This is a genomic window from Streptomyces sp. Y2F8-2, assembly GCF_014905555.1.
GTDB lineage: Bacteria > Actinomycetota > Actinomycetes > Streptomycetales > Streptomycetaceae > Streptomyces > Streptomyces cynarae.
Map to the genome: position 1 here is coordinate 444,673 of NZ_BNGS01000005.1, position 12,415 is coordinate 457,087.

Sequence of the window (12,415 nt, forward strand, 5' to 3'; positions counted from 1 at the left end):
CACCCGTCGCAGACCATCGAAGCAGTCGAGATGCGCGCCGTAGGCGAAGAACAGAAGACACAGCGCACCACTCCGCTGTGGCCGACCTCCGGGAAGCATCCAGACCACCCCTCTGAGCAGGCGCTTTGCATCGCGCCTTCCGTGAGGCGGAAGTCGTATTGCGCCCCCGCGACGCCCTTCCGGACGATGTCGCCATCGCAGACAGACGGGAGCCGCAACGATGCCGCACATGACCGCCTTCGCCAGGAACCAGTGGTACGTCGCCGCCTACAGCCAGGAGGTCGGGCGCGAGTTGCTCGGCCGTACGATCCTCGGTGAGCCGCTCGTCTTCTACCGCACCGAGGACGACGGGACCGCGGTCGCCCTGGCCGACCGCTGTGTCCACCGCCGCTTCCCGCTCTCGGAGAGCCGGCTCGACGGGGACCGCATCGTGTGCGGGTACCACGGGTTCACGTACGACACGACGGGCGCCTGCGTGTACGTGCCGGGGCAGAAGCGCATCCCGCGCACCGCCCGCGTCGCCTCGTACCCGGTCGTCGAGCAGGACTCCCTGGTGTGGGTGTGGATCGGTGACCCGGCGCTCGCCGACGCGGGCACCATCCCGCGGGCGAAGCACCTGGACTCCCCGGACTGGGTCACGGTGCGCGGCATGGAGCCGATCGACGCCGACTACGGCCTGCTGGTCGACAACCTGCTCGACCTCTCCCACGAGACGTATCTGCACGGCGGCTACATCGGCACCCCGGAGGTCGCCGAGACGCCGATCACCACCGAGGTCGACGAGGGCGCCGGCATCGTGCGGGTCAGCCGGCACATGGACGACGCCGAGTGCCCGCCCTTCTACGCCCGCTCCACCGGTATCGAGGGCCGCATCACCCGCTGGCAGGACATCGAGTACCACGCCCCCTGCCTCTACCTGCTGCACAGCCGGATCGCGCCGGTCGGTGTGCTGCCCGAGCCGGACGGCAGCGACCCGAACGGTTTCCACACCGAGATCACCTACGCGATCACCCCGTCCTCCGACGGCAAGGTCTACGACTTCTGGGCCGTCTCCCGGGACTTCGCGAAGGACGACGAGGAAGTCACCACGTTCCTGCGCGACTTCAACCACACGGTCGTCATGCAGGACGTCGACGCGCTCAACCTGCTGCAGAGGACGCTCGGCACCGAGCGGGCCGGCTACCAGGAGCTGAGCATCAACATCGACACCGGCGGTCTCGCCGCCCGCCGCATCCTCGCCCGACTGGTCGAGGAGGGCGACAAGCCGGTGGAGAAGGTCCAGTGAGCACGCCCTCCAGTTCCGCGCAGCGCGAGGTCTACCGCATCGACTGGCTCCCGGGCACCGACATCCTGCACGGCACCTGCCACTGCGGCGCCGAGCACACCGCCCAGGACCCGGTGGAGATGTGGGAGTGGATGCTCGCGCACCCGGAAGGACACCAGCCCCGAGGAAGCACCTCATGACCGCGTACGAAGCCGAACTCGTCGTCGACCGCCGCGAGCCGGCGGCCGAGGGCGTGCTCGCCCTCACCCTGCGCCACCCGCTGGGCGAGGAGCTGCCGGCCTGGGAGCCGGGTGCCCACGTCGACGTCCTGCTCGGGCCGGGACTGGAGCGGCAGTACTCGCTGTGCGGCGATCCCGCGGACCGGCGGGCCTGGCGCATCGCCGTGCTCCGCGAGGCCGACGGCCGGGGAGGGTCGGCCCACGTCCACGAGCAGGTGCGCGAGGGCGACAAGGTGCGCGTGCGGGGACCGCGCAACCACTTCCCCCTGCACCCCTCCCCCCGTTACCGCTTCATCGCCGGTGGCATCGGCATCACGCCCATCCTGCCGATGCTCGCCGCGGCCGAGGCGGCGGGCGCCGAGTGGACCCTGCTGTACGGCGGCCGCACCCGCCGCTCCATGGCGTTCACCGCGGAGCTGGAGCGGTACGGGGACCGGGTCACCGTCGCCCCGCAGGACGAGACCGGACTGCTGGACCTGGCCTCGGTGCTGGACGACGTGCCCGACGGCACGCTCGTCTACTGCTGTGGCCCCGGCCCACTGCTGGACGCGGTGGAGGAGCGCTGCCCCGCCGGCACGCTGCGCGTCGAGCGGTTCCAGCCCAAGGAGCAACCGGCCGGGGACGACGGCGAGTTCGAGGTCGTCCTCGCGCAGAGCGGCCGTACGCTCACCGTCCCGCCGCGCGTCTCCATCCTCGACACCGTGCGCGACGCCGGCGTCGAGGTGCTGTTCTCCTGCACGGAGGGCACCTGCGGCACCTGCGAGACCGATGTCCTGGAGGGCACCCCGGACCACCGGGACTCGGTGCTGACGCAGGAGGAGCGGGAGTCCGGCGAGACCATGATGATCTGCGTGTCCCGTTGCCGGGGCGGGCGACTGGTACTCGACCTCTGAGCAGGGCTGCTGCCCGGTGGGCCGCGTCCGGCCCACCGGGCAGCAACAGCCCTAGATCCGGCTCTCCGTCGCCGTGTCCGCCGAAAGTCGTTGGGCGACGTAGATCGGGATCACCGACAGCAGCACCAGCACCGCCGCCACCACGTTCACCACGGGCGCCTGCTGAGGGCGTGTCATGTTGTTGAAGATCCAGATCGGCAGGGTCTCGATGCCGGGGCCCGCGGTGAACGTCGTCACCACGATCTCGTCGAAGGACAGCGCGAACGCGAGCAGTCCGCCCGCGAACAGCGCCGAGCGCACCAGCGGGAACGTCACGTCGACGAAGGCGCGGAACGTGTCCGCCCCCAGGTCCATCGCCGCCTCCTCGTAGGAGCCGGAGGTGCGGCGCAGCCGTGCGACCACGTTGTTGAAGACGACGACGATACAGAAGGTGGCGTGCCCGACGATCACGGTGAACAGGCCGAGACCGACGCCGAGCGGCTGAAGGACCGTGCTGAACGCCGAGTTGAGCGCGATGCCGGTGACGATGCCGGGCAGCGCGATCGGCAGGACGACCACGAACGAGATGGTGCCGCGACCGAAGAAGCGGTGCCGGGCCACCGCGAACGCGATGAGCGTGCCCAGCACCAGCGCGATGGCCGTGGCGCCGAGGCCCGCCTTCACCGAGACCCACAGCGCGCTGCGGGCGCCCGCGTTCTCCCAGGCCACCGACCACCAGTGGAACGTCCACCCGGGCGGGGGCCAGCTCGCGCTGCGGTCCGGGTTGAAGGAGTTGACCAGCACGAGCGCGAGCGGGACGTAGATCACCGCGAAGCCGAGCCCGGCGGCGATGCGCAGCGCGATGCGCGCGGAACGGGACAGTTGCATGACGTGGGACCTCTTCTGGAGGCTGCCGAGTTGTGGTGGCTCGGGAGTTCTACAGGCTGCTGAGCGCGCCGGTGCGGCGCATCGCCAGCAGGTACAGCACGATGACCACCACCGGGACCGTGCCCAGCGCGGCGGCCATGGGCAGGTTGAGTTCGATGTTGGAGTAGACGAGGTTGCCGATCAGCTGGGTCTTGCCGCCGACGATCTGCACGGTGATGTAGTCGCCCAGGCTGAGCGAGAAGGTGAAGACCGAGCCGGCGGCGACGGACGGCAGCACCATCGGCAGGACGACCGAGCGGAACGTGCGGCCGGGTCGCGCCCCCAGGTCGGCGGAGGCGTCCAGCAGGTTGGCGGGCAGCTGCGCCAGTGCCGTGTGGACGGGCAGGATCATGTACGGCAGCCACAGGTACGTCAGCGTGATGATCGCCGCCGGGAGGCCGAACCCGGGTCCGCTCAGCCCGAACGGCTTCAGCATCCAGTCGGCGAGCCCGCCCTCGGACAGGATCAGCCGCCAGGCGTACACCTTGACCAGGTAACTCGCCCACAGCGGGGTGAGGATGGCGACGACCAGCAGCGGTCGCCATCTGGGCTTCGCCACGCGCGCCGTGTAGAAGGCGAGCGGGAAGGCGATCACCGCGCACAGGACGGTGACCGCGAGGGCCACGACGATGCTGCGCCAGATGACCTGGCGGAAGACGGAGGTCGTCAGCAGCGCGTGGAAGTTGTCGGTCGACCAGACCTTCACCACCTCGGAGGTGAAGGAGTCCGTCGTCCAGAACGCCGAGACGAACAGCACTGCGAGCGAGCCGAGGTAGAGCACGGCCAGCCACAGCAGGGGGGCGGTGAGCAGCAGGGACAGCCGCAGCCGCGGGCGGCGGTGCAGCATCCCGGCGAGCCGCCGGACGGGGGTCCGTCCGGCGGCCTGCGCGGTGACGGTCATCGTCGTGCCTCAGCCCTTGATCTCGGTCCAGGCCTGGACCCACTTGGCGTACGGCACGCACTTGACGTCGCTGCGGCCGTCGAGGCACTGCTCGATGGGGGTGTTCCAGAAGGCGATGTTCTTCCAGTACGCCGTGTCGGCGGCGTGGAAGGTGGTGCAGAAGTTCTTGTCGCTGGTCTGCTCGCACGACTTGGCGTTGGCGGGGGCCTCACCGAAGTACTCGGCGACCTGCGCGTTGACCTTCGGGGAGATGATCCAGTTCATCCACTGGTAGGCGCAGTTCGGGTGCTTGGCCTTGGAGGAGAGCATCCAGGTGTCGGACCAGCCGGTCGAACCCTCCTTGGGCACGATGGCGTTGACCTTGGCGCCCTCGCTCTTCGCCAGGTTGGCGATGACCTGCCAGGTGGTGCCGACCACGGAGTCCCCGCTCTTGAAGGCGGAGACCTCCTTGAGGTAGTCGCCCCAGTACTCGCCGACGTTCGCGTTCTGCTTCTTCAGCAGGTCGACCGCCGCGTCGAACTGCTTCTGGTCGAGCGCGTACGGGTCCTTGATCTTCAGCTCGGGCTTGGTGGCCTTCAGGTACAGCGCCGCGTCGGCGATGTAGATCGGCGAGTCGTACGCCGTCACATGGCCCTTGTACTTGGCGGCGTCGTCGAAGACGGCGGACCAGGAGGTCGGCGCGGGCTTGACCTTCTCCGTGTTGTACATGAGCAGGTTGGCGCCGCGGCCGTGCGGGATGCCGTACGCCTTGCCCTTGACGGAGTTCCAGGCCTGCAGCTTCAGGTCGTTGAAGACGTCCTTGTAGTTCGGTACGAGGTCGGTGTTGACCGGGGCGGCGTCACCGGAGGCGATCAGGCGCAGGGAGGCGTCGCCGGAGGCGGAGACGGCGTCGTACTCGCCGGTCTTCATCAGCTTGACCATCTCGTCGGAGCTGGCCGCCACCTTGGAGTGGACCTGGCAGCCCGTCTGCTTCTCGAAGTCGCCGACCCAGTTCACCTTGGGGTCGTTGGAGCCGTCCTCGACATAGCCGGCCCAGGCGACGAGGTTGACCTGTCCCTCGTTCTTGCCCAGCTTCGACTGCGCCTTCAGATCGGGCGGGTTGAGGCCGGTGGACGAGGAGGAGCCGCCGGAGCCGGAGCCGGACGAGCCGCAGGCGGTGGCCGCGAGCAGCACCGCGGCGGCGGCTGCGGTGGCCTTCAGGGTTCGGGTGAGACGCACGACGTTCTCCATACGTGACGGTGACCTGGCGTGGGGGATGGTCAGCGGGCAGTGGGGACCTGGACGGCGTGGCGGCGGTGCCACGTGAGGCGCACCCGGGTGCCTCGGTAGGCGGCGACGTCCTCGGAGGAGGTCTCCAGGTTCTGCTGGAGCGCGGTGAGGCGGCCGCCCGCGTCGAGGTCGACGAGGAAGCGGGTGGCGTCGCCGAGGTAGACGACTTCGGCGACGGTGCCGGTGGCGCTGGAGTGCTCGGGCTCGTCGGCGAGGGCGGACTCCTTCAGCACCCGGATCTTCTCGGGCCGGATGCTGTACGTGCCCGGGGTGCCGGTGACCCGCTCGGCGGCCTCGCCCTGAAGGAGGTTGGAGGTGCCGACGAAGGAGGCGACGAAGGCGGTCGCGGGGCGCTCGTAGATCTCGGCGGGGGTGCCGACCTGTTCGATGCGGCCCTGGTTGAAGACGGCGATGCGGTCGCTCATCGTCAGGGCCTCCTCCTGGTCGTGGGTGACGAACACGAAGGTGATCCCGACCTCGCGCTGCAGGGCCTTGAGCTCGACCTGCATCTGCTCGCGCAGCTTGAGGTCGAGGGCGCCGAGCGGCTCGTCGAGCAGCAGGAGGCGGGGGCGGCCGACGAGGGCGCGGGCGAGTGCGACCCGCTGGCGCTGGCCGCCGGAGAGCTGGCTCGGCCGCCGCTTGCCGAAGCCTTCGAGGCGTACGTCGGCGAGTGCCCTGCGGGCCCGCCGGAGCCGTTCGGCCTTGGACACCTTGCGGACCTTGAGGCCGTAGGCGACGTTCTGCTCGACGGTCATGTGCGGGAAGAGCGCGTAGTCCTGGAAGACGGTGTGGACGTCCCGCTCGAAGGGGGCGAGGCCGGTGACGTCCTGACCGGCCAGCTCCACCGTGCCGGAGGTGGGGCTCTCGAAGCCCGCGATCATGCGCAGGACGGTCGTCTTGCCGGAGCCGGACGGGCCGAGCATCGAGAAGAACTCCCCGTCGGATATCTCCAGGTCGACCCCGGCCACGGCCGTGGTGCCGCCGAACTCCTTCCGCAGGCCCTGCAGCCGGATCGCGCTGCCCTCCATGGACGGGAACCTTTCTGGAGCGTCTTCCGTTCTTGCCTAGGATCATAAAGATATGAAGTCATAGTTCAAAGCTCAAGACCCTCTTAAGGTAAAGGTTGAGTCAACGCACAAGGTGGTGGCCGTGAAGCAGAACAGGGACGGCGCCGCCCGGAGAGCCGTGTTCGCTCCGGTGGACACCCGGGCGCGCGTGGAGACGGTCGTCCGCCGGCTCGGTGACGCCATCGAACTCGGGCTGCTCGCCGACGGTGAGCAGTTGCCCGGGGAGGCGGAGCTGGCCGGGCAGCTCGGCGTGTCCACCGTGACCCTGCGGGAGGCGCTGATGGCGCTGCGGCAGCAGGGGCTGGTCACCACCCGGCGGGGGCGCGGCGGCGGCAGCTTCGTCTCGCTGCCCGCGGACCCGGCCGAGGGGCGGATCAGGCAGCGGCTGGCCGGCTGGAGCACGGAGGAGCTGCGCGACCTCGGTGACCACTGGGCGGCCGTCTCCGGTGCCGCCGCCCGGCTCGCGGCCGAGCGCACCGAACCGGACGATCTCCAGCATCTGCGGCGCACCCTGGAGGAGTTCGCGACGGCCGTGGACGCGGCGGCACGCAGCCGCCTGTACGGCCGGTTCCACGTGGAGCTTGCCGCCGCCGCACAGTCGGCCCGGCTCACCCGGGAGCAGATCGCGATCCAGACGGAGGTCGGGGCACTGCTGTGTCTCGTCCTCGGGGACGACGCCTATCGCCGGGAGGTGGCCGCCCGCCACCGCTCCCTCGTCCGTGCCGTGCAGGACGGGTCCCGGGATGCGGCCAGGGAACTGGCCGAGCGGTGCGTCCAGGAATCGACGGCACGGCTCATCGCGCTGCGAGTGACGCTGTAGGACCTGCCGCCGCGCTGGGCCCCGTCGCCGCGCTGGGCCCCGTCGCCGTGCTGGGCCCCGTCGCCGTCCTGGACGTCGCCCCCGTGCCGGGACCTGTCCCGCGCGAAGGCCGGGGCTGACGCACGGCAGGAACGAGCCCCGGCGCCGTCGGTGACCTGAACACCGACGGAGCCGGGGCCTCCGCGGCAGCCTTACGCCGGCAGCTCGGGCACCACGCTGAGATGGTTCGCCGAGCGCCGGGCGCGGCGCGGGCCGCGGGCGGGCGGTCCCGGGCGGCGGGCCTCGCGCAGCACCAGGGTCAGCCGGAAGTACCCCATGTCCTGCAGGGTCTTGGGGGTCTCCCCCACCACCCGGCAGTCGGTGCCCCAGCGCGGGTCGGGGTGGAGCAACGGCCGCACCGCCCCGTCGTGCTCCACGGCGTGCGGTCCGGCCGCGCGGATCCAGTGCGGCAGGCCGTCCCGGTAGGCGGCCTCCATGATCGGGTCCTGGGCGATGTCCCGGCGGATGGACTCCAGCCCGTGGTCCTGCCCGTGCCGCTCCACGGCCGCGGCGAAGTGCGCGAGCATCGGCAGGCACCAGCTCGACTCGTGCTCGCCGAGGACCGTGCCCGCGTCCGGATGGAACAGCACGAACCGCAGGAAGTTGTCGCAGGGCATGGCCGTGGGATGGGACGCCACCCGGCTGAACAGCGTCCTGAACGCGCTGTTGGCGAGCACCACGTCCCAGCGGTGGTCGAAGACGACGGACGGGAAGGGGACGGCCTCGAGGAGCGTGGCATAGTCCTGCAGATACGCCCGTGCTTCCGGACTCTCGGGGAGGGACCGCGGCTGCGACCGCTGCCCTCCTGCCTGAAACGCCATCGGGAGGTCACCCCTCTTGCCCTTGCGGCCTTCACGTGGCGCCTTGATCCTGCTGCCCCGCATCCGGCGTGTCAACTATCGTGGCATTTGGCGTCTGTTGACGGCTGAATCTCGCCACAGTTGTGGCGAGACCTGGATGTCCGTTCGAGGGAACGGCTACTCTCCGGTTGGTTCCGGGCAAGCGAGAACAACGACTGAGCGAGACGTAGGAGACCTGTCGGTGACGGATGGCTTCGAGGTGCCGGGAGCCGCGGCGCCGGGTCTGCTGCCGGCCGTCGTGGCCCGTGTCACCGCCCTCGCCGACCGGCTGGGCGTGCCGCACGAGCGGATCTTCGACGTCGCGCGGCTGTCGGTCGAGTCCGGCGTCCCGGAGCCGGTGGTGAAGGCCCTGCTGAGCGGAGTGCCCGCCGGGGAGCCGGACCTGCAGGCGCGTTTCCTGCAGCGTCTGGACCTGCTGCGCCGCACCCGGCTCAAACCCAACGGGCGCAAGTACACCCAGCAGGAGATCGCCGACGGCGCGGGCATGTCGCGGCAGCAGGCGGGTGCCCTCATCAATGGCGACCGGCGCCCCACCATGGAGCACTGCGACGCCATTCAGCGCTTCTTCGGCGTGCATGCCGGGTTCCTCACGGCCGAGGACCCGGAGGCGCTCGCGAACGCCCTCCAGCGCTCCGAGCAGGAGCTCCTCCAGCAGCTCGCGGACCGCGAGCGCGCGGCGGCCGAGGCCGCCGACGACCCGCTGGAGCGGCTGTTGCAGGACCACGGCGTCCGCGGCATCGCCTGGCGGGCGGCCCAGCTGCCCACCGACCAGCACCGGGACAAGGTCGCCGAGTGGCTGGACATGCTCCTGGAGAGCGTCAAGCGGCCCGAGTCGTGATCCGGGAGAGAACCGTGGGCATCGGAAGGGAAATGCGCCGCCTGTGCGGCGAGTTGGTCGCGGAGCTCTCGCTCCCGGCACCGGCGGAACCCGCCGACCTGTACGCCGCGCTGTGCGACGGCATGAGCAGACGCCGCGGCCGTCCCGTCCAGTTCCGCACCGCTCCCTTCCCGCCGGGCACGGCCAGCGGCCTCTGGCTCGACATGGCCGACCAGGACCTCGTCGTCATCGAGGAACGCACCGCCCCCGACCACCAGTTGGTGATCCTCGGCCACGAGCTGTGGCACATGAACGCCGGACACCACGGCCACCATGTGGAGGGGGCCGCGGTCGCGGCGCGGCTGCTGAGCGACACGGCGGATCTTCAGGCCACCGTCCACAAGGTCGCCGCCCGTACGCACTTCGACTTCGCCGACGAGAAGGACGCCGAGAGCTTCGGTCTGCTGCTGGCGAGCAAGTGCCGTACCTGGCTGATCGGTTCGTCCCTGCGCGGACCCGTCAAACGGGACGATCTGGCGGGGCGGATCGAGGCGTCGCTCGGTTATCGCGGACCGCGGGGCTGAGGGGCGCGGGCGCCGATTCCATGGACGGTTCCAGCTATTACATTCCGGCCGCGGCGATGGGCCTGGCGCTCACCTTCAAGGCGCCCGCCCTGGCCCGTTCGTGGCGCGACCCGCTGCTCAGGTCGGTGTGCGCGCTGATGGCGCTGGCCGGCCTGGTGTTCTTCTTCGCCGCGCCCCCGACCATCGCGAAGGTCAACGACCTCACCGGCATCACCAATGTCTCGGCACCCCTGGTGTACTGCCTGCTGAGCGCGTTCAGCGCGTCCTGCCTGGTCCTCGTCGTCAACTGGCGCGGCGGCCCGCCCGAGCGGACCCGGCGCACCACCCGGAGGATCATCAGCGGGTACGGGGTGGTCATCGTCGCCCTGGTGGCGCTGTTCGCGCTCGGCGACGCCCCGGTGGAACGGCTGGTCGACTTCGACACGTACTACGCCCGCACCCCGTACACGCGCGAGATGATCGTGCTGTACCTGCTGGCGCTCACCGTGGCGGGCGTCGCGATGAACTTCATGTGCGGGCGCTGGGCCCTGCAGGTGCGCGGCTGGCTGCGCGTCGGACTGCTGATCATCGTGACCGGCTATCTGTTCAACCTTGCCTATCTGACGACCAAGTTCACCGCCGTCGTCGCCCGCTGGTACGGCCACGACCTGGACTACCTCAGCAGTGACGCGGCGCCGGTGCTGGCGTCCGCGGGGGCGCAGATCAGCGCGGTCGGCTTCTGTCTTCCGCTGGCCTGCCAGCGTGTCGGGGACAGCTGGAGCACCTGGGCGACCTACCGCCGGCTCGGGCCGCTGTGGCGCGAGCTGCGACCGGTGTCCGCGCACGCGGACCACGGGGTGCGCATCTCCTGGTGGTCGCCGGTCGAACTCCAGGTCACCCAGCGGGAGTCCGACATCCACGACGGCATGCTCGGCCTGTACCCCTACTTCGACTCCGAGGTGCGCTCCCGCGCCTACGACGCCGCCCTGGCGGCCGGCTCCGACCCCGTCCACGCGCAGGCCGAGGCCGACGCGGCGATGGTGGCCGCGGCCGTGCGGGCGAGGGCCGCCGATCCGGAGGGCAGGGTGATCAGCTCGGCGGGGACGGACAGCGCTCCCGCAGCGTCCCTGGAGGTCCCCCGCGACCTCGTGCGGATGTCGGTCGCCCTGCGTCAGTCACCCGTCGTCGCGGCCGCCCGGGGGCCGGCCGGGACCAGGCCAGGAAGCGACTTCCATGAGCGAACCCGCTAGCACCTCCCCGGACGCGAGACCGCGTCGCGCCGTCGTGATCGGCGGCGGCATGGCCGGCATGCTGGCCGCCGCGGCCCTGCGCGCCCACGCCGACGTCACCGTCGTCGAGCGGGATGTGCTGCCCGAGGGCCCCGAACCGCGCAAGGGGCTCCCGCAGGCCCGGCACGTGCACGTGATCTGGTCCGGGGGCGCCCGCGCCATGGAACAGCTGCTGCCGGGGGTGACCGAGGCGTGGCTCGCGGCGGGCGCCCGGCGCGTCCCGCTGCCCACGGGGCTCGTGTCGCTGCAGCCGCGGGGCTGGTTCCGGCGTTGGCCCGAGATGCAGTTCATGATCGCGTGCAGCCGTGATCTGCTCGACTGGGTGGTGCGTGAGTGCGTCACCGGGAGCGAGCGCGTGACGGTGCTGCAGCGGACCGAACTGCTGTCCCTGGAGGGTGACGCGTCGCGGGTGACGGGCGTGCGGGTGCGGACGGCCGACGGCGAGGAGCGGGTGCTGGCGGCCGACCTCGTCGTGGACGCCGCGGGGCGCGGTTCACGCGCGGCGGCCTGGCTGAAGGAACTGGGCGTGCCCGCGGCGCCGCTGGAGGAGGTGGACTCGGGCCTCGTCTACTCCAGCCGGATCTTCCGGGCGCCCGTGGGCACGGAGCAGTTCCCGCTGGTCAACGTGCAGTCGGACGCGACGGTGCCGGTGCCGGGGCGGACCACGACCATCGAGCCGATCGAGGGCGGCCGGTGGCTGGTGACGCTGTCGGGCACGCGCGGCGGCGAACCGCCCTCCACCGCGGAGGAGTTCGAGACGTTCGCCCGCGAGAACGTGCGGCATCCGGTGGTGGGCGAGCTGATCGCGCACGCGGAGCCGCTGTCGGACCCGGTCGTCACCCGCAGCACGGTCAACCGCCGGCGGTTCTACGAGAAGGTCGACGGCTGGCCCGAGGGGTTCGTGGCGATCGGCGACTCGGTGGCCACCTACAACCCGGTCTACGGGCACGGGCTTTCGGTCGCCGCGCAGGGTGCCGTGGCGCTGGGCGAGCTGGTGGCCCGGCACGGGCCTGCCGCGCCGGGGCTCGCGCGGCGGGTGCAGCGGGCGGTGGCCCGTCCGGTGGCGACGGCCTGGGAGTTCGCGACCAGCACGGACATCCTCTACCCGGGCGCGATCGGCAAGGCACCGAGCCTTGCCAACCGCGTCCTCGGCGCGTACGTCAACCGGCTGATGCTGACCGCGACCGGCCGTCCGCTCGTCGCCAAGGCGTTCTTCGACGTGGTCACCCTGTCCAAGCCGATGAGCGAACTCGTTCGGCCGGCTGTCGTGATCGCCGTCCTGCGCGGCCCGCGCCGCCCGCTCCTGACGGCGCCGCCGCTGACCGCGGACGAGTGGAAGGCGGTCACGGGATCGGCGGAAGGCCCACAGGACAGTGAGGGCCGGGAGAATGCGGCCTAGTAGGGCTTGTCTCTCAGAGGGGCTGCAGCGGATCAGCGGCCGGCGGTGAGGTGCGGGGCGGACTGTGCGAGGAGGCGCTGACCGGGCCG

Annotated in this window: 13 protein-coding genes; 8 read left to right on the plus strand and 5 right to left on the minus strand. The window is 71.1% G+C overall.

Going from position 1 to position 12,415, the window contains the following annotated elements; translation table 11 throughout:
- The first annotated feature begins 220 nt into the window (after positions 1–220).
- Genes SY2F82_RS19650 through SY2F82_RS19660 form a run of 3 tightly spaced genes read left to right on the plus strand, consistent with a single transcriptional unit; the run spans position 221 to position 2,396 of the window.
- Positions 221–1,285: an aromatic ring-hydroxylating dioxygenase subunit alpha gene (locus tag SY2F82_RS19650; RefSeq protein ID WP_200420404.1), complete on the plus strand. Its 1,065-nt coding sequence runs from the start codon at positions 221–223 to the stop codon at positions 1,283–1,285.
- Positions 1,282–1,464, plus strand: coding sequence for a hypothetical protein (locus SY2F82_RS19655; protein ID WP_200420405.1), 183 nt, complete (start codon positions 1,282–1,284; stop codon positions 1,462–1,464). The genes SY2F82_RS19650 and SY2F82_RS19655 overlap by 4 nt, the downstream gene beginning before the upstream one ends.
- Positions 1,461–2,396 carry a PDR/VanB family oxidoreductase gene (locus SY2F82_RS19660; RefSeq protein WP_200420406.1) on the plus strand — a complete coding sequence of 312 codons (936 nt, stop codon included), beginning with the start codon at positions 1,461–1,463 and terminating at the stop codon, positions 2,394–2,396. Before SY2F82_RS19655 ends, SY2F82_RS19660 begins: the two co-directional genes overlap by 4 nt.
- A 51-nt stretch (positions 2,397–2,447) precedes the next feature.
- On the opposite strand, the gene SY2F82_RS19665 is transcribed toward SY2F82_RS19660, so the two are convergent.
- From SY2F82_RS19665 to SY2F82_RS19680, 4 genes are read right to left on the minus strand one after another with little or no spacing between them, the layout of a single operon-like run.
- Complete coding sequence (locus SY2F82_RS19665; protein ID WP_200420407.1) at positions 2,448–3,263, minus strand: ABC transporter permease; 816 nt, start codon at positions 3,261–3,263, stop codon at positions 2,448–2,450.
- A 49-nt stretch (positions 3,264–3,312) separates the two neighbouring features.
- Positions 3,313–4,203: an ABC transporter permease gene (locus tag SY2F82_RS19670; protein WP_200420408.1), complete on the minus strand. Its 891-nt coding sequence runs from the start codon at positions 4,201–4,203 to the stop codon at positions 3,313–3,315.
- Between the two features lie 9 nt (positions 4,204–4,212).
- Entirely contained in the window at positions 4,213–5,421 is a 1,209-nt protein-coding gene (locus tag SY2F82_RS19675) for an ABC transporter substrate-binding protein (RefSeq protein ID WP_308437776.1), read from the minus strand.
- Between the two features lie 41 nt (positions 5,422–5,462).
- A complete protein-coding gene (locus tag SY2F82_RS19680) occupies positions 5,463–6,500 on the minus strand; it encodes an ABC transporter ATP-binding protein (RefSeq protein WP_200420410.1) in 1,038 nt (345 codons plus the stop codon).
- A 121-nt stretch (positions 6,501–6,621) separates the two neighbouring features.
- Between SY2F82_RS19680 and SY2F82_RS19685 the strand changes: the two genes are divergently transcribed.
- On the plus strand, positions 6,622–7,359 hold the full coding sequence (locus tag SY2F82_RS19685) for a FadR/GntR family transcriptional regulator (RefSeq protein WP_200420411.1): 738 nt from the start codon (positions 6,622–6,624) through the stop codon (positions 7,357–7,359).
- A gap of 191 nt (positions 7,360–7,550) precedes the next feature.
- Here SY2F82_RS19685 and SY2F82_RS19690 read toward each other — a convergent pair whose 3' ends face one another.
- Positions 7,551–8,219: a hypothetical protein gene (locus SY2F82_RS19690; RefSeq protein WP_200420412.1), complete on the minus strand. Its 669-nt coding sequence runs from the start codon at positions 8,217–8,219 to the stop codon at positions 7,551–7,553.
- Between the two features lie 220 nt (positions 8,220–8,439).
- Here SY2F82_RS19690 and SY2F82_RS19695 point away from each other — a divergent pair, with 220 nt between their 5' ends.
- Genes SY2F82_RS19695 through SY2F82_RS19710 form a run of 4 tightly spaced genes read left to right on the plus strand, consistent with a single transcriptional unit; the run spans position 8,440 to position 12,326 of the window.
- The gene (locus SY2F82_RS19695) at positions 8,440–9,096 is read left to right on the plus strand and encodes a helix-turn-helix transcriptional regulator (protein ID WP_200420413.1); all 657 of its coding nucleotides are present in this window, start codon (positions 8,440–8,442) and stop codon (positions 9,094–9,096) included.
- A gap of 32 nt (positions 9,097–9,128) precedes the next feature.
- Positions 9,129–9,659, plus strand: coding sequence for a toxin-antitoxin system, toxin component (locus SY2F82_RS19700; RefSeq protein ID WP_200420597.1), 531 nt, complete (start codon positions 9,129–9,131; stop codon positions 9,657–9,659).
- A 20-nt stretch (positions 9,660–9,679) separates the two neighbouring features.
- Positions 9,680–10,888: an MAB_1171c family putative transporter gene (locus SY2F82_RS19705; protein ID WP_200420414.1), complete on the plus strand. Its 1,209-nt coding sequence runs from the start codon at positions 9,680–9,682 to the stop codon at positions 10,886–10,888.
- Entirely contained in the window at positions 10,872–12,326 is a 1,455-nt protein-coding gene (locus tag SY2F82_RS19710; protein WP_200420415.1) for an NAD(P)/FAD-dependent oxidoreductase, read from the plus strand. Before SY2F82_RS19705 ends, SY2F82_RS19710 begins: the two co-directional genes overlap by 17 nt.
- Positions 12,327–12,415: the final 89 nt, after the last annotated feature.